A 15,690-nucleotide genomic window follows, 5' to 3' on the forward strand; every position below is an offset into this window, starting at 1 on the left:
GCAGGGGTAACGGCAATGAATACACGTAAAATTGGGTTGGTTAACTATTTCGCCTACGGTTCGGGGGATTTTTTAGGCGCAGGCACCACGGCGTTAACCGCGGCCTGGCTACTCTATTTTTACACGACGTTCTGTGGCCTGACGCCAATCGAAGCAACCTTTATCTTCGCTACCGCCAGGGTGTTGGATGCTGTTGTTAGCCCATTAATGGGTTTTTTAACCGATAACTTTGGCTCCACCTGGCTCGGCAAACGCTTTGGGCGACGCAAGTTTTTTATTTTGTTGGGGATCCCCTGTGTCTTTAGCTACTCACTAATGTGGGTGGGTGATATGGGGTTCTGGTACTACCTGCTCACCTATCTGATTTTTGACGTGGTCTACACCATGATTCTGGTGCCATACGAAACGCTGGTACCCGAAATGACCGATGACTTTAAACAGAAAACCAAATTCTCCGGCGCGCGCATTTCGATGGCGCAAATGTCTGCCATTCTGGCCTCATTCTTACCTGGCGTTCTGCTGACGCTGTTTGGCAAGGACAACCCCGTCTCTTTTTTCTACGCCAGCCTGGTGTTTTCTGTGCTGTGTGCACTGATGCTGACCTTCGTCTGGTTCTTTACCTGGGAACGCCCACGGGAAGAGTGGACTGAGGCGGCGCTGCGAGCCGAAGAAGAGAAGAAAAGCCTGACCTTAAGTCAGAGTATGAACCGTTTATTTGTGGAACTGAGTTCAACACTGCGCATCCGTATCTTTCGCCAGCATTTAGGAATGTATCTTGGCGGCTATATTGCCCAGGACGTCTTTAACGCCGTCTTTACTTACTATGTGGTGTTTGTGCTGATGCAGGAAGCATCGATGGCGTCAAACCTGCTGGGTACGATGGCTATCTTCCAGTTTATTGCCGTTATCGCCATGATCCCATTGTGCATCCGTTTCGGACCTGCGCCGTCTTATCGCATGGTGGTCGTCCTGTTTGGCCTCAGTTCACTCTCCTATGCGGGGCTGTATTACGCCGGATTAAGCGATGTTTATTCTCTGTTGCTATTGGTTTCCGCCGTTGCGGGTTTGGGACGCGGTGGTATCAACTACGTTCCCTGGAATATCTACACCTATATTGCCGACGTTGACGAAGTGATCACCGGTCAGCGTCGGGAAGGGATCTTCGCCGGCATTATGACGTTAACGCGTAAAGCGTCGCAGGCGGGAGCGGTGATGCTGGTGGGGATTGTGATGCAGTTGTCTGGTTTTGTCTCCGGTCAGAGCGCACAGCCCGCGGCGGTCAGCCATACCATCCTGTTAATTCTGAGCTGCGGAACGCTGATTGTTCTGGCGCTGGGTTTCCTGGTTTCCTTGCGCTTCAAACTGAACCTGCAAACGCACAGCACCCTGCGCGAAGAGACAGCAAAAATGCGTGAGTCCGGGCAACCCGTGCTGGAAGGACTTTCCGCTAAAGGACGCGCGACCGTAGAGATGCTATCGGGCATGCCTTATGAATCACTTTGGGGTAACAACAATATTGGTTACCTGAATCGTAATAAACCAGCGGCACCGAAACTGGAAAAGGGTGCTGTATTGAATTCGACATTGACAGAGGTTAAGTAAATGATTGTTTATCCGGTTAAACACAGCCCATTGTTGCGCCAGCCAGAACATTTTATTGCCAGGGATGAATTAAAAGCGTTGATCAAAAAGGTGACGCATAACCTGGTCAATATTCATGACGAGACCGGCGAGTTCTTGCTACGTCTGGATGACGGACGCGTTATTGATACCAAAGGCTGGGCGGGATGGGAGTGGACGCACGGCATCGGCTTGTACGGGATGTATCAGTATTATCAGCAAACCGGCGATGCCACGATGCGCGATATTATCGACAACTGGTTTGCCGATCGCTTTGCGGAAGGTGCAACGACTAAAAACGTTAACACCATGGCGCCGTTTTTAACGCTGGCATATCGCTATGAAGAGACGCGTAATCCCGCGTATCTGCCGTGGCTCGACAGCTGGGCTGAGTGGGCAATGCATGATATGCCGCGTACCCAATTCGGCGGTATGCAGCACATTACGCTGGCGGAAGAAAATCACCAGCAGATGTGGGATGACACGTTGATGATGACGGTCTTACCGCTGGCGAAGATTGGCAAGTTGCTCAACCGTCCCGAGTATATTGAAGAGGCAACCTATCAGTTCCTGCTGCACGTGCAAAACCTGATGGATAAAGAAACGGGGCTGTGGTTCCACGGCTGGAGCTATGAAGGACAGCATAACTTCGCCAACGCTCGCTGGGCGCGTGGCAACAGCTGGTTAACTATAGTCATCCCGGATTTCCTCGAATTAGTTGATTTGCCGGAAAACAATGCAGTGCACCGCTATCTGGTGCAAGTTTTGAACGCGCAAATCGCGGCGCTGGCGAAGTGCCAGGATGAAAGCGGACTGTGGCACACCTTGCTGGACGACCCGCAGTCGTATCTTGAAGCCTCGGCAACCGCCGGATTTGCCTATGGGATCCTCAAAGCGGTACGTAAACGCTATGTCGGACAAGACTATGCGGCTGTAGCCGAAAAAGCGATCAGAGGCATTGTGCAACATATTTCGCCGGAAGGTGAATTGCTGCATACCTCGTTTGGTACCGGGATGGGCCACAATCTCGATTTCTACCGCAACATCCCCCGGACCTCCATGCCTTACGGTCAGGCGATGGCGATGCTGTGCCTTACCGAATACTTGCGTAAGTATTTTTGATACCGGTGTCCGATGGCGTTGCGGCTATCGGACCCGCTTGTGCGTCGTCGTCCTGCGCAGCAAACAGATGATCCATGATTTGACGCATGACTGGTGCGGCGGTGACGCCATCGCTGCCGCCGTTTTCCAGAATTAACGCTATGGCGACTTTTGGGTTCTTATATGGCGCAAATGCGGTATAGAACACGTGGTCGCGCAGACGTACGGGGATCATTTTCGCATCGTAGGTCTGATTTTCTTTCAGGCTAAAGACCTGTGATGTGCCACTTTTCGCTGCAATGCCGTAAGGCGCGGTGTGAAAGAACTTATAACCGGTACCGTTTGGCTCATTCGCCATGCCGAACATCGCTTGACGCACCAGTCCCCAGTAGGGGGACGAAGCAGAGGCAATTTGTGACGGTGCTTCGGGAGCCTGGTACGGCGTGATGACTTTTCCGCTCTCTTCATCACGTAGCAGGTGAGGGGCGATAACCTTGCCATTGTTAATCAGCGCGACCATGGCTTTTACCATCTGGATCGGCGTGGCAATCCAGTAGCCCTGGCCGATGCCAACCGAAATGGTATCTCCCTGATACCAGGCTTTTTTATGCACTTTCTGCTTCCATTCGCGGCTCGGGAGCAGGCCGTTATACTCCTCACCAAGATCGATGCCGGTCGGCTTGCCATAGCCAAACTGGCTGAGCATGCTGTTAATACGGTCAATCCCCATCATATATGCCACCTGATAAAAGAACGTGTCGGCAGATTCTTCAATTGCTTTGGTGACATCCAGCATACCGTGGCCCGTTTTTTTCCAGTCACGATAATGTCGCTCCGTGCCGGGGAGCGTCCAGGTGGGGGCGCCGAAGAAACGGGTCTGCGGCGTGATCACGCCGTCCAGTAATGCTGACATCGCCATATACGGTTTGACCGTGGAGGCGGGAGGATACAACCCTTGCGTGACGCGGTTGATTAACGGCAGATCCTTATCCTGAAGCAGCTTGTTATAGTCCTGATAGCTGATACCTTTGACAAACGGGTTGGGGTCATAGCTGGGGTTCGAAACCATTGCCAGCACGGAACCGTCATGCGGATCCTCAACCAAAACGGCGGCCCGCTGGCCCACCAACAGACTCTCAATATATTGCTGTAAATGGAGGTCCAGCGTCAGATGGATATCTTTTCCGGCAACGGGCGGCACATCTTTGATCAGGCGTACGATGCGTCCGTGGTTATCAACTTCGACCTCCTGATAACCGGTTTTCCCATGCAGTTCATTTTCATAGTAGTGCTCGATACCCTGCTTACCGATGTTGTGATCGGCGGCGTAGTTCTCTGTCAGGCCTTTTTGATCCAGCGCTTTCAGGTCGTTGTCATTGATTTTTGACACATAGCCAAGGACATGTGCCAGCGCTGCGCCATAAGGGTACTGGCGGTCTTCATAGCTATTGATATTGACGCCGCTGAAATGAAACTGGTTAACCGAGAAGCGGGCGATTTCCACATCGGTCAGCGCATTTTTTAGCACGACCGGGCGATAGCGGCTGCTGGCTTTCAGCGCATGGCGAAACTGGTCAATGTCATCAGGAGTGAGGTCAATGATAGGCGTGAGCTGCCTGATCAGGGCATTCATATCACTGATTTTATAAGGTGTAACGGAAATGTCGTACCAGGTTACGTTGCGCACCAGCGGGATGCCGTTGCGATCGTAAATCATGCCGCGCGTCGGGGCCACGGGCAGCATTTTGATGTCGTTTGCATTCGAGCGGGTGGTGTAATACTGGTGCTGACAGATTTGTAAGTTGTAGAGATTGTAAATCAGGATGCCAAAGCAGATGACCACCAGGCCAAAGGCCACCAATACACGCCGCTGGAAGAGTTTTTCCTCCGCCTCAAAATCTCTGAATGTCATTGACCCGTACCCGATTAATTCGCCGCCTCATGATACGGAGGCTTAAACGGGATGACAGGCAAAAAATGTTCCATATCTCTACGGAAATGTGTCATTCCTTGTGAGTTGTTACAGATGGCCTGTTACAGAAATAAAAAAGGCCTGAGTCCGAATTTCGGAGTCAGGCCTGATAGATGAGCTGATTTACATACGTTCTACGGTTTCGATACCCAGCGTATCCAGACCCAGCTTCAGGGTTTTCGCCGTCAACTGTGCCAGTTTCAGGCGGCTGTTACGAATCTCTTCGTTTTCAGCGCTGAGGATAGGGCAGTGCTCGTAGAAGCCGGAGAACAGACCGGCAACGTCGTACAGGTAAGCACACATCACGTGCGGCGTACCTTCACGTGCAACAACGGTCAACGTTTCTTCAAACTGCAGCAGACGCGCAGCCAGCTGAGCCTCGCGATCTTCACTGATAATCACCTGCGCATTTGCCAGCGCGCTTTCGTCGATATCCGCTTTACGGAACACGGACAGTACGCGGGTGTAGGCGTACTGCATATACGGCGCAGTGTTCCCTTCGAACGCCAGCATATTGTCCCAGTCGAAGATGTAGTCGGTGGTACGGTTTTTGGACAGATCGGCATATTTCACCGCGCCGATACCGACCGCATTCGCCAGTTTTTCCAGCTCGTCGGCAGGCATGTCCGGGTTCTTCTCCGCTACCAGACGGCGTGCGCGTTCCAGCGCTTCATCCAGCAGATCGGCCAGTTTAACCGTGCCACCCGCACGGGTTTTGAACGGCTTGCCGTCTTTACCCAGCATCATACCGAACATGTGGTGTTCCAGCGGCACAGAGTCCGGCACATAACCGGCTTTACGCACGATGGTCCAGGCCTGCATTAAGTGCTGATGCTGACGGGAGTCGATGTAATAAAGTACGCGGTCGGCATGCAGCGTTTCATAACGGTACTTGGCGCAGGCGATGTCGGTCGTGGTGTAGAGATAGCCGCCATCTTTCTTCTGAATGATTACGCCCATCGGTTCACCTTCCTTGTTCTTATACTCATCAAGGAATACGACGGTAGCGCCTTCGCTTTCAACAGCCAGGCCTTTAGCTTTGAGATCGGCCACGATGCCAGGCAGCATCGGGTTGTACAGGCTTTCACCCATGACGTCGTCACGGGTCAGGGTGACGTTCAGGCGATCGTAGGTTAACTGGTTTTGCGACATGGTGATGTCGACCAGTTTGCGCCACATCTCACGGAAGTACTCGTCGCCGCCTTGCAGTTTCACGACATAACTCCGGGCACGTTCCGCGAAGGCTTCATCTTCGTCGTAATGTTTTTTCGCATCACGGTAGAAACCTTCAAGGTCAGCCAGCGCCATCTCGCCAGCATTTTCCTGCTGCTGTTTTTCCAGCCATGCGATGAGCATACCGAACTGAGTACCCCAGTCGCCGACGTGGTTGGCGCGGATAACATTGTGACCGAGGAACTCCAGCGTACGCACCGCAGCGTCACCGATGATGGTGGAACGCAGGTGACCAACGTGCATCTCTTTCGCTACGTTAGGTGCGGAGTAATCAACCACAACGGTTTGTTTAGCCGGTTGGGTGACGCCCAGACGATCGGAAGCCAGCGCCTGCTGAACGTGCTGCGCCAGAAATGCCGGATCGAGAAAAATATTGATAAAGCCCGGGCCTGCAATTTCAACTTTGCTGGCGATCCCGTTGAGATCCAAATGAGTCAGCACCTGCTCAGCCAGTTGTCGCGGCGCCATACCCAGTTTTTTAGCGACAGCCATCATGCCGTTAGCCTGATAGTCGCCGAACTGTACTTTTGCTGACTGACGAACCTGCGGTTCGCAATCTGCAGGCGCGCCTGCAGCAATCATGGCCTGACTGACTTTTTCTGAGAGAAGAGCCTGAATATTCACCGGAATACCTTACATTTATGAAGCGGCTTAAAATGCACCGCACCAGTTTAAGAATTAAGGGCGGGAGTATACTGCAAATGCCCGTTGCCGTCAGCATTGCGAGTATCGCCAGCAGCCTGAAATATAAACATTGTCATTACGTATAATTATTCATATTGCGCTTAAGAAAATCAGCAGTTGGTTGGGGCTGCGCAACAGGGTAAATTAGCGGCTTTGAATATGGATATGAGCTTTCATTATGGCGAACTGGCAAACAGTTGCAGAACTGCATGATATTTCCGCAGATTTACCGCATTTCATTCAGGCGTTAACGGATCTTTCCACTCGCCTTGGGCTGGATGTCTCATCGCTTGAAGCCGATCACATTTCTCTGCGTTGTCATCAAAATACCACCGCAGAGCGCTGGCGTCGTGGGTTTGAACAGTGCGGCGAATTGCTGTCAGAAAATATCATCAATGGCCGACCGATTTGCTTGTTCAAACTCGATGAGCCAGTTTGTGTGCAACACTGGCAATTTACTATCGTAGAACTGCCGTGGCCGGGCGAAAAGCGCTATCCGCATGAAGGCTGGGAGCATGTTGAAATTGTTCTGCCGGGTGAGGTGGAGACGCTGAATGCACGAGCGCTGGCGCTGCTTTCAGATCACGGGCTGAGCCAGCCGGGCATATTTGTAAAAACCAGTTCGCCAAAAGGCGAGCGCGAACGTTTACCGAATCCAACGCTGGCGGTCAGCGATGGCAGTGTGACGATAAAATTCCATCCGTGGTCGATTGAAGCCATTGTGGCAAGCGAACGTCAGGAGTGAGTATGGCATTACTGGAAATCTGCTGTTACAGCATGGAGTGCGCACGCACGGCGCAGCAAAACGGCGCGGATCGCATTGAGCTTTGCTCGGCGCCCAAAGAGGGGGGCTTAACGCCGTCCCTGGGCGTCTTGCGTTCGGTTCGCCAGCAAATCTCGATTCCGGTCAATCCCATTATTCGCCCGCGCGGGGGCGACTTTTGTTACACCGACGGTGAATTCGCTGCAATGCTGGATGATATTGCGATGGTAAGAGAGTTGGGGTTCTCTGGGTTGGTAACCGGCATTTTAGATGCAGAGGGTGATGTCGATATGCCGCGCATGGAGAAAATAATGATCGCGGCGGGACCGCTGCACGTCACTTTTCATCGGGCCTTTGACATGTGCGCTAACCCACTCAATGCGCTAAAAAAATTAGCTGATTTGGGCATCGCCAGAGTGCTGACTTCCGGGCAAAAATCAGATGCGGCGCAAGGTTTAACAAAAATAATGGAACTTATTGCGCAGGGGGATGCTCCAATCATTATGGCCGGAGCGGGGGTTCGCGCCTCGAATTTGTCCCTGTTCCTTGATGCTGGAGTGCAGGAAGTCCACAGTTCTGCCGGAGTATGGCTGGCTTCCCCCATGCGTTATCGCAATTCGGGGTTGTCGATGTCTTCGGATGCACAGGCGGATGAGTATTCACGCTATGCGGTAGACGGGGCGGCGGTTGCGGAAATGAAAGCAATCATTGCACACCACCAGGCCAGCTGATTTTTACCGTTGCATCATGTCGCCCAATATGATGCTTGCTCGTACCAGGCCCCTGCAATTTCAACAGGGGCCTTTTTTTATCCTGCATATTTCAAGCCGCAGCGGAGTTGTCTGCCTTGCTGCAAGTTGAACTATTTTGCAGAAAGTGTGCTATCAGGCAAAAATGATTACGGCTTACGTGCAATCAATACCGCGCGTAATGGGGCCGGGTAGCCTTCCACCGTTTTGCTGTGATCGTTCGGGTCGAGGAAGTCGGCCAGTGATTCGGTTATCATCCACTCGGTGCGGCGCTGCTCTTCGGTGGTGGTGACGCAGACATCAGCGATGCGCACATCAACAAACCCACATTTTTCCAGCCAGTTTTTTAACGCCAGCGCAGAAGGAATAAAGTAAACGTTACGCATCTGCGCGTAGCGATCGCCCGGTACCAGTACGGTATTTTCATCACCTTCGACGACCAGCGTTTCCAGTACCAGTTCGCCATCTTTCACCAACTGATCCTTCAACTGCCACAGGTGTTCCAGCGGTGAACGGCGGTGATAAAGCACTCCCATGGAGAATACGGTATCAAAGGCGTTGAGCGCCGGAAGCTGCTCAATGCCCAGCGGCAGCAGGTGAGCGCGTTGGTCATTGCCCAGCAGTTTACGCACTGCCTCGAACTGGCACAGAAACAGTTGGGTAGGATCGATGCCAACCGCCAGATGCGCCCCCGCGCCAATCATGCGCCACATGTGATATCCACTCCCGCAGCCGACATCAAGAATGGTGCGCCCGGTGAGGTCAGACAAGTGCGGCAGAACGCGATCCCATTTCCAGTCCGAGCGCCACTCGGTATCTATATTGACGCCGTACAACGAGTACGGCCCTTTACGCCATGGCATCAGGTTACGCATCAGGGTGTCGATACGTTTGAGCTGACCGTCGCTGAGCGGCTCATCGCTTTCGGCGGTAACGCTATGCAGTAAGTCCAGGCGATGCGGCGTCAGCTCGGGCAGAAACTCGACCGCATTTGACCACTGCTTAAACAAGCCGTGCTGATCGCGCTGCCAGGTCGCGATTTGCGCCGGGAGCGTTTCCAGCCAATGGGAAAGGTGATTTTTGGCAATCAGTTGATAAAAGTTACCAAAGTCGATCATGCGCTAACCTCGGCTTTCAGTGCCACCAGAGAACCAAAGTTAAAGCACTGGAACCACAATTCGCTGTGTTCAAAGCCTGCCTGATGCAGTCTCGCTTTGTGCGTTTCGACCGAGTCGGTCAGCATCACGTTCTCCAGCATGCTGCGCTTTTGGCTGATTTCCAGCTCGCTATAGCCATTTGCTCGTTTGAAATCGTGGTGCATGTTGAACAGCAGCTCGCCAACGTTAGCGTCTTCGAAACTGAATTTTTCAGACAGTACCAGCGCGCCGCCGGGGTTAAGCCCCTGATAAATCTTATCCAACAATGCCTGGCGCTCAGGTGGCTCAAGGAATTGCAGGGTAAAATTCAGCACCACCATCGAGGCGTTTTCGATAGTAATGTTGCGAATATCGCCTTCGATAACGTCAACCGGTGTCGGCGCTTTATAGGCGTCAATATGACGGCGGCAGCGCTCAACCATGGCTGGGGAGTTATCAACGGCAATAATTTTGCAATTCTCGTGATGAATATTGCGACGCACCGAGAGCGTCGCCGCGCCCAGAGAACAGCCCAGATCGTAGACCTGTGTGTTGGGTTGTACGAAACGTTCGGCCAACATCCCAATCATAGAAATGATATTGGAATAGCCAGGAACGGATCGCTGGATCATATCCGGGAAGACTTCAGCTACCCGTTCATCAAAGGTCCAGTCACCCAGACTGGCGATAGGCGCAGAAAAAAGCGTGTCGCGGTGAGACATAACGTAAAAATCCGGGAAAAATAAAGTGGCGTATTGTGCGCTAATGCAGGGAGAAAACCAACTCCCAGGGCATATACCAAAGATTCGCCAGCACCATTAGCAACAGCGAACACCAGGTCGCGCTCATGCCTGAACGGCGCCAGCGGAAAAGCCGGTGATGGAATCCGTAATAATGCATCAGTCGTCCGGCAATCAAAATCAGCCCGCAAATATGCACCATCCACGTTTCAGCGCCGTTCATTTCCATAAATAACAGCAGCACCAATGCGACGGGAATATATTCCACCGCATTACCGTGAATGCGGATAGCGCTTTGTAGTTCGCTAAAACCTCCGTCACCATATGCAACGCGGTATTGCATGCGCAGGCGAACGACGTCAAAGGAGAACTTAATTAACAATAACGCACCCAATACGGCATAAAGCGCGCTTACCATACAAACTCCCTTTTAAAATGGCTGATGGCATTGACTATGATAGGTGGCATTTTCAGAAAAGAGAAGATTGCTGTGGAATAGACGGAGCTGATCCGATCTCTGGCAGGGCGCTGCGTAAATTTGCCCATAGCGTATCGACAAGCTCCGGGGCCTGCGCGATATCCGGGGTATGTAAAAACAGATACGGCGTTGTGGTTTGTTGCCATTGCGACAGCTTGGTCAGCCAGACGGCAAAAAGCGCGCTGTTTTGTGCCATATTATCGCTGCCGATAAAGCGTACCATCGGATGGTTTGCCGTCACCACCGCATGCACCGGAACCTTTGGCTTCTTGCGCTGGGCGTCACGTATCGCTTCAGTATGTGGTATGGCGGCATGTACCGGTCGACTGTCCAGAATCACCCGATTTACCCCGCGCTCATGTAGGCCTCGATTGAATCGTTGCTCTGTTTCGCCTTTGGCAAAGAAGTCCGGATGGCGAACTTCCACACCGTAGGTAAAGGATTTGGGGAGCGCATCAAGAAACTGCCACAAGGCAGGCAGGTCGAGCGGGCCAAAAGTCGCGGGTAATTGCAGCCAGTATTGTCCAATGCGTGATTCAAGTGGCGACATGCGCGTGAAAAACTCTTGTACCAGGTCATCGCAATTACGCAGCGCGGCCTGATGCGAAATGGTGGCCGGAAACTTAAAACAAAATCGAAACACATCGGTAGTCTGCGCATGCCAGCGGGCCACAATGTCGGCTTTTGGCAGCGCGTACAGCGTGGTATTGCCCTCCACACAGTTAAAGTGGCGGGCATACTCTTCAAGGCTGGTGATCCCCAGACGCACCCATTTGGGATGCGCCCACTGGGGTAAACCGATATAAATCATAGCGCTTGCAGGATCTCATCCACGCTGCGTACGCGTGCGATACGCGGGAAAATATGCGTCATGCTGCCCTGATGTTGCTCAGCGCTGGCGGCACTACAGGCGTTTTCTGCAACGATCAGATTAAAACCCAGCTCCCACGCATTTCGCGCCGTCGACTCCACGCCAATATTTGTGGAGATGCCGCACAGGACGATGGTCTCGATGCCCCGACGACGCAGTTGTAATTCCAGATCGGTGCCGTAGAAAGCTCCCCACTGGCGTTTGGTCACTTCGAGGTCGCTGGCGCATTTACCCAGAGCGCTCGGGTAATTCCACCAGTTTTCGGGTAACGCTTTGGCCGGAGCGTGAGCATCAACTGGCTGTTTCAGCGCTTCGGCATAATCGTCAGACCAGCCGACGCGCACCATTACCACCGGGGAACCGTGGGCACGGAATTTTTCCGCCAACTGCGCGGCGCGGGCAACCACGTCGTTTGCCGAGTGTGGGCCGCCAGCGAAAGGCAGGATACCTTCCTGTAGATCAATAACAACAAGAGCGGTTGTTTTTGCGTTCAGTTCCAGCATGATCACTCCAGTAAAAAAAGAATTCCGTTACACCTTAATCGCGAATCAGTGTGAAAGGGACGACAATTTTTGTTATTTTTTGTGAGATTACGCAATGCCCGTCCAGGAAACAGGCGTACAGTCAGTACCGGACTTATCGTGCGGCAGAATTTCCAGTATAATAGCCGCCTTTTTTCATTCAGTTGTGACATTCAGCTAAAGCTGCGACTTCGTCACCTGCGAGACAGGTGACAATCCGCCTGCGGCAAAGTTAAGGGATATCTCATGCGTACAGAATATTGCGGACAGCTACGTCTGTCCCACGAGGGGCAGCAGGTGACTCTGTGTGGTTGGGTCAACCGTCGTCGTGATCTTGGTAGCCTGATCTTTATCGATATGCGCGACCGCGAAGGTATCGTGCAGGTATTTTTCGATCCGGACCGTGCGGATGCGTTAAAGCTGGCCTCCGAACTGCGTAATGAGTTCTGTATCCAGGTTACGGGCACCGTGCGTGCGCGTGACGCGAAAAACGTCAATGCCGATATGGCGACTGGCGAAATTGAAGTGCTGGCCTCCGATCTGACCATCATCAACCGTTCAGACTCGCTGCCGCTGGACTCTAACCACGTAAACACCGAAGAAGCGCGACTGAAGTATCGCTACCTGGATCTGCGTCGCCCTGAAATGGCGCAGCGCCTGAAAACGCGTGCCAAAATTACCAGCCTGGTGCGTCGTTTTATGGACGATCACGGCTTCCTCGACATCGAAACTCCGATGCTGACCAAAGCTACGCCGGAAGGCGCGCGCGATTACCTGGTTCCTTCTCGTGTTCATAAAGGTAAGTTCTACGCGCTGCCGCAGTCTCCTCAGCTGTTTAAACAGCTGCTGATGATGTCCGGTTTTGACCGCTACTATCAGATCGTAAAATGCTTCCGTGATGAAGACTTACGTGCTGACCGTCAGCCTGAATTTACTCAGATCGACGTTGAGACTTCCTTCATGACCGCGCCGCAGGTGCGTGAAGTGATGGAAGCGCTGGTGCGTAACCTGTGGCTGGAAGTTAAAGGTGTGGATCTGGGTGATTTCCCGATCATGACCTTTGCCGAAGCCGAGCGTCGTTACGGTTCCGATAAACCAGACCTGCGTAACCCGATGGAACTGGTTGACGTTGCCGATCTGGTGAAAGGCGTTGAGTTCGCCGTGTTCTCTGGTCCGGCGAATGATGCGAAAGGCCGCGTAGCTGCCCTGCGTGTACCGGGCGGTGCGAGCTTAAGCCGTAAGCAGATCGACGATTACGGTAACTTTATTAAGATTTACGGCGCGAAAGGTCTGGCTTACATCAAAGTCACCGAGCGTGCGAAAGGCCTGGAAGGCATCACCAGCCCGGTTGCTAAGTTCCTGAACGCAGAAATCGTAGACGCGATTCTGGAGCGTACCGGTGCGCAAGACGGCGACATGATTTTCTTCGGTGCCGACAACAAGAAAGTGGTGGCCGACGCGATGGGTGCGCTGCGTCTGAAACTGGGCAAAGACCTGAACATTACCGACGAAGCCAAATGGGCGCCGCTGTGGGTTATCGACTTCCCGATGTTTGAAGACGATGGTGAAGGCGGGCTGACCGCGATGCACCACCCGTTCACCGCGCCAAAAGACATGACTGCCGCTGAGCTGAAAGCTGCGCCGGAAGACGCGGTTGCCAACGCGTACGATATGGTCATCAACGGCTATGAAGTGGGCGGTGGTTCCGTGCGTATTCACAACGGTGATATGCAGCAGACCGTATTCGGCATTCTGGGCATTAACGAGCAAGAACAGCGCGAGAAGTTCGGCTTCCTGCTGGATGCGCTAAAATACGGTACACCGCCGCATGCGGGCCTGGCGTTTGGTCTGGATCGCTTGACGATGCTGCTGACCGGTACTGACAACATTCGTGACGTTATTGCCTTCCCGAAAACCACCGCTGCAGCGTGTCTGATGACTGAAGCGCCAAGCTTTGCCAACGAAGCTGCGCTGGCGGAACTGAGCATTCAGGTTGTTAAGAAGGCCGAGAATAACTGATATGAGATACAAACAGCCTGTCTCGGTGTTAGTCGTGATTTATGCAAAGGACACCGGGAGAGTGCTGATGTTACAGCGACGCGACGATCCTGATTTCTGGCAGTCGGTCACCGGCAGCCTTGAAGAGGGTGAAACCGCGTCGCAAGCCGCGATGCGCGAAGTAAAGGAAGAGGTCGCCATTGATGTTGCGACTGAGCAACTGACCTTAATTGACTGTCAGCGCACGGTGGAATTTGAGATTTTTAGCCATTTACGTCATCGCTATGCGCCGGGAATTGAGCGTAATACTGAATCCTGGTTTTGCCTGGCACTTCCCTCTGAACGAGAGATCGTGTTCACCGAACATCTGACCTACCGTTGGGTTAATGCGCACGAAGCCGCGCAGTTAACCAAGTCGTGGAGTAACCGGCAGGCGATTGAAGAGTTTGTAATTAACGTCGCCTGAGAAGGCGCGCTTTTTGGAGAGATTATTTATGGCAGGTCATAGTAAATGGGCCAACACCAGACATCGTAAAGCAGCGCAGGATGCTAAACGCGGTAAAATTTTCACCAAAATCATTCGTGAGCTGGTGACGGCAGCCAAACTGGGCGGCGGCGATCCAGATGCTAACCCACGTCTGCGCGCCGCGGTTGATAAAGCGCTGGCAAATAACATGACCCGTGACACCCTGAACCGTGCAATCGCGCGTGGTGTTGGTGGCGACGATGATGCGAACATGGAAACCATCATCTATGAAGGTTACGGTCCTGGCGGAACAGCCGTTATGATTGAGTGTCTGTCTGACAACCGTAACCGTACCGTTGCGGAAGTGCGTCACGCATTCACTAAAACGGGCGGCAACCTCGGTACCGACGGTTCCGTAGCTTACCTGTTCAGCAAAAAAGGCGTGATCTCTTTTGAACAAGGCGACGAAGACGCCATTATGGAAGCGGCACTGGAAGCGGGCGCTGAAGACGTTGTGACCTTCGACGACGGCGCGATTGACGTTTACACCGCGTGGGAAGAGATGGGCAAAGTGCGTGATGCGCTGGAAGCGGCTGGTCTGAAAGCGGACGCGGCTGAAGTGTCTATGATCCCCTCCACCAAAGCGGATATGGATGCAGAAACGGCGCCGAAGCTGATGCGTCTGATCGATATGCTGGAAGACTGCGACGACGTGCAGGAAGTTTACCACAACGGCGAAATCTCCGATGAGGTTGCTGCAACGCTCGAATGATGTGGTTAAGCCATAAACTAACAGGAGATGCGTGATGTCTATCATTCTCGGCATTGATCCGGGGTCGCGCATCACCGGTTATGGCGTAATCCGTCAGGTCGGCAGACAGCTGACCTACCTCGGTAGCGGCTGCATTCGCACCAAAGTCGACGATCTTCCATCACGTCTGAAGTTGATTTATGCGGGCGTGACGGAAATCATCACCCAGTTCCAGCCCGACTATTTTGCCATTGAGCAGGTCTTTATGGCGAAGAATGCTGACTCGGCGCTAAAGCTGGGGCAGGCGCGCGGCGTGGCAATCGTTGCGGCTACCAATCAGGATCTTCCGGTCTTTGAATATGCGGCCCGCCAGGTAAAACAGACCGTGGTAGGTATCGGCAGCGCGGAAAAAAGCCAGGTTCAGCATATGGTGCGCACGCTGCTAAAACTCCCGGCAAATCCGCAGGCGGATGCCGCGGATGCGCTGGCGATTGCTATTACCCATTGCCACGTCAGCCAGAACGCCATGCAAATGAGCGAGTCGCGGCTGAATCTGGCGCGAGGTCGGTTACGTTAGTGACAAATGAGGCTGGATATCTATCCAGCC

15 protein-coding genes are annotated in these 15,690 nt (G+C 53.0%); 8 read left to right on the top strand and 7 right to left on the bottom strand.

The window, feature by feature from the left end; genetic code table 11:
- Positions 1-15: 15 nt before the first annotated feature.
- Positions 16-1,602, top strand: coding sequence for an MFS transporter (locus tag KQJ19_RS00475; RefSeq protein ID WP_016153426.1), 1,587 nt, complete (start codon positions 16-18; stop codon positions 1,600-1,602).
- Complete coding sequence (locus tag KQJ19_RS00480) at positions 1,603-2,742, top strand: glycoside hydrolase family 105 protein (RefSeq protein ID WP_103283734.1); 1,140 nt, start codon at positions 1,603-1,605, stop codon at positions 2,740-2,742.
- Here the strand turns inward: KQJ19_RS00480 and mrdA are convergent.
- Together mrdA and argS are read right to left on the bottom strand one after the other, a co-directional pair.
- On the bottom strand, positions 2,714-4,633 hold the full coding sequence (gene mrdA / locus KQJ19_RS00485; RefSeq protein WP_047502134.1) for a penicillin-binding protein 2: 1,920 nt from the start codon (positions 4,631-4,633) through the stop codon (positions 2,714-2,716). The two genes, KQJ19_RS00480 and mrdA, sit on opposite strands and share 29 nt — an antisense overlap.
- A 183-nt stretch (positions 4,634-4,816) precedes the next feature.
- Positions 4,817-6,550, bottom strand: a complete 1,734-nt coding sequence (gene argS, locus KQJ19_RS00490) for an arginine--tRNA ligase (protein WP_016153423.1) — start codon at positions 6,548-6,550, stop codon at positions 4,817-4,819.
- 238 nt (positions 6,551-6,788) lie between these two features.
- Here argS and KQJ19_RS00495 point away from each other — a divergent pair, with 238 nt between their 5' ends.
- Together KQJ19_RS00495 and cutC are read left to right on the top strand one after the other, a co-directional pair.
- Complete coding sequence (locus KQJ19_RS00495; protein ID WP_047502136.1) at positions 6,789-7,355, top strand: VOC family protein; 567 nt, start codon at positions 6,789-6,791, stop codon at positions 7,353-7,355.
- Positions 7,356-7,357: 2 nt separating this feature from the next.
- A complete protein-coding gene (gene cutC / locus KQJ19_RS00500; protein WP_216403218.1) occupies positions 7,358-8,104 on the top strand; it encodes a copper homeostasis protein CutC in 747 nt (248 codons plus the stop codon).
- A 167-nt stretch (positions 8,105-8,271) separates the two neighbouring features.
- Here the strand turns inward: cutC and cmoB are convergent, their stop codons facing one another.
- Genes cmoB through KQJ19_RS00525 form a run of 5 tightly spaced genes read right to left on the bottom strand, consistent with a single transcriptional unit; the run spans position 8,272 to position 11,850 of the window.
- Positions 8,272-9,240, bottom strand: a complete 969-nt coding sequence (cmoB, locus tag KQJ19_RS00505) for a tRNA 5-methoxyuridine(34)/uridine 5-oxyacetic acid(34) synthase CmoB (protein ID WP_016153420.1) — start codon at positions 9,238-9,240, stop codon at positions 8,272-8,274.
- On the bottom strand, positions 9,237-9,980 hold the full coding sequence (gene cmoA, locus KQJ19_RS00510) for a carboxy-S-adenosyl-L-methionine synthase CmoA (RefSeq protein WP_047416592.1): 744 nt from the start codon (positions 9,978-9,980) through the stop codon (positions 9,237-9,239). The genes cmoB and cmoA overlap by 4 nt, the downstream gene beginning before the upstream one ends.
- A 40-nt stretch (positions 9,981-10,020) precedes the next feature.
- Positions 10,021-10,416 carry an MAPEG family protein gene (locus KQJ19_RS00515; protein ID WP_016153418.1) on the bottom strand — a complete coding sequence of 132 codons (396 nt, stop codon included), beginning with the start codon at positions 10,414-10,416 and terminating at the stop codon, positions 10,021-10,023.
- A 52-nt stretch (positions 10,417-10,468) separates the two neighbouring features.
- On the bottom strand, positions 10,469-11,287 hold the full coding sequence (locus tag KQJ19_RS00520) for a DUF72 domain-containing protein (protein ID WP_216403220.1): 819 nt from the start codon (positions 11,285-11,287) through the stop codon (positions 10,469-10,471).
- Positions 11,284-11,850 carry a hydrolase gene (locus tag KQJ19_RS00525; RefSeq protein WP_169330028.1) on the bottom strand — a complete coding sequence of 189 codons (567 nt, stop codon included), beginning with the start codon at positions 11,848-11,850 and terminating at the stop codon, positions 11,284-11,286. The genes KQJ19_RS00520 and KQJ19_RS00525 overlap by 4 nt, the downstream gene beginning before the upstream one ends.
- Before the next feature lie 264 nt (positions 11,851-12,114).
- Here KQJ19_RS00525 and aspS point away from each other — a divergent pair, with 264 nt between their 5' ends.
- Genes aspS through ruvC form a run of 4 tightly spaced genes read left to right on the top strand, consistent with a single transcriptional unit; the run spans position 12,115 to position 15,660 of the window.
- Positions 12,115-13,887, top strand: coding sequence for an aspartate--tRNA ligase (aspS, locus tag KQJ19_RS00530; RefSeq protein ID WP_016153415.1), 1,773 nt, complete (start codon positions 12,115-12,117; stop codon positions 13,885-13,887).
- Between the two features lies 1 nt (position 13,888).
- Positions 13,889-14,332 carry a dihydroneopterin triphosphate diphosphatase gene (gene nudB / locus KQJ19_RS00535; RefSeq protein ID WP_016153414.1) on the top strand — a complete coding sequence of 148 codons (444 nt, stop codon included), beginning with the start codon at positions 13,889-13,891 and terminating at the stop codon, positions 14,330-14,332.
- Between the two features lie 28 nt (positions 14,333-14,360).
- Positions 14,361-15,104, top strand: a complete 744-nt coding sequence (locus KQJ19_RS00540) for a YebC/PmpR family DNA-binding transcriptional regulator (protein ID WP_016153413.1) — start codon at positions 14,361-14,363, stop codon at positions 15,102-15,104.
- Positions 15,105-15,138: 34 nt separating this feature from the next.
- Entirely contained in the window at positions 15,139-15,660 is a 522-nt protein-coding gene (ruvC, locus tag KQJ19_RS00545) for a crossover junction endodeoxyribonuclease RuvC (protein ID WP_003034867.1), read from the top strand.
- Positions 15,661-15,690 lie beyond the last annotated feature (30 nt).

It is taken from the genome of Citrobacter sp. S46_ASV_140, from assembly GCF_018919545.1.
GTDB lineage: Bacteria > Pseudomonadota > Gammaproteobacteria > Enterobacterales > Enterobacteriaceae > Citrobacter > Citrobacter braakii.

What these genes read in the sequence shown, in the direction of transcription:
- KQJ19_RS00495 (WP_047502136.1), top strand. Translation starts at nt 6,789, where the DNA reads ATGGCGAACTGGCAAACAGTTGCAGAACTGCATGATATTTCCGCAGAT.
- mrdA (WP_047502134.1), bottom strand. Translation starts at nt 4,633, where the DNA reads ATGACATTCAGAGATTTTGAGGCGGAGGAAAAACTCTTCCAGCGGCGT.
- cmoA (WP_047416592.1), bottom strand. Translation starts at nt 9,980, where the DNA reads ATGTCTCACCGCGACACGCTTTTTTCTGCGCCTATCGCCAGTCTGGGT.
- KQJ19_RS00540 (WP_016153413.1), top strand. Translation starts at nt 14,361, where the DNA reads ATGGCAGGTCATAGTAAATGGGCCAACACCAGACATCGTAAAGCAGCG.
- KQJ19_RS00525 (WP_169330028.1), bottom strand. Translation starts at nt 11,850, where the DNA reads ATGCTGGAACTGAACGCAAAAACAACCGCTCTTGTTGTTATTGATCTA.
- nudB (WP_016153414.1), top strand. Translation starts at nt 13,889, where the DNA reads ATGAGATACAAACAGCCTGTCTCGGTGTTAGTCGTGATTTATGCAAAG.
- cmoB (WP_016153420.1), bottom strand. Translation starts at nt 9,240, where the DNA reads ATGATCGACTTTGGTAACTTTTATCAACTGATTGCCAAAAATCACCTT.
- KQJ19_RS00480 (WP_103283734.1), top strand. Translation starts at nt 1,603, where the DNA reads ATGATTGTTTATCCGGTTAAACACAGCCCATTGTTGCGCCAGCCAGAA.
- aspS (WP_016153415.1), top strand. Translation starts at nt 12,115, where the DNA reads ATGCGTACAGAATATTGCGGACAGCTACGTCTGTCCCACGAGGGGCAG.
- ruvC (WP_003034867.1), top strand. Translation starts at nt 15,139, where the DNA reads ATGTCTATCATTCTCGGCATTGATCCGGGGTCGCGCATCACCGGTTAT.
- KQJ19_RS00515 (WP_016153418.1), bottom strand. Translation starts at nt 10,416, where the DNA reads ATGGTAAGCGCGCTTTATGCCGTATTGGGTGCGTTATTGTTAATTAAG.
- KQJ19_RS00475 (WP_016153426.1), top strand. Translation starts at nt 16, where the DNA reads ATGAATACACGTAAAATTGGGTTGGTTAACTATTTCGCCTACGGTTCG.
- KQJ19_RS00520 (WP_216403220.1), bottom strand. Translation starts at nt 11,287, where the DNA reads ATGATTTATATCGGTTTACCCCAGTGGGCGCATCCCAAATGGGTGCGT.
- cutC (WP_216403218.1), top strand. Translation starts at nt 7,358, where the DNA reads ATGGCATTACTGGAAATCTGCTGTTACAGCATGGAGTGCGCACGCACG.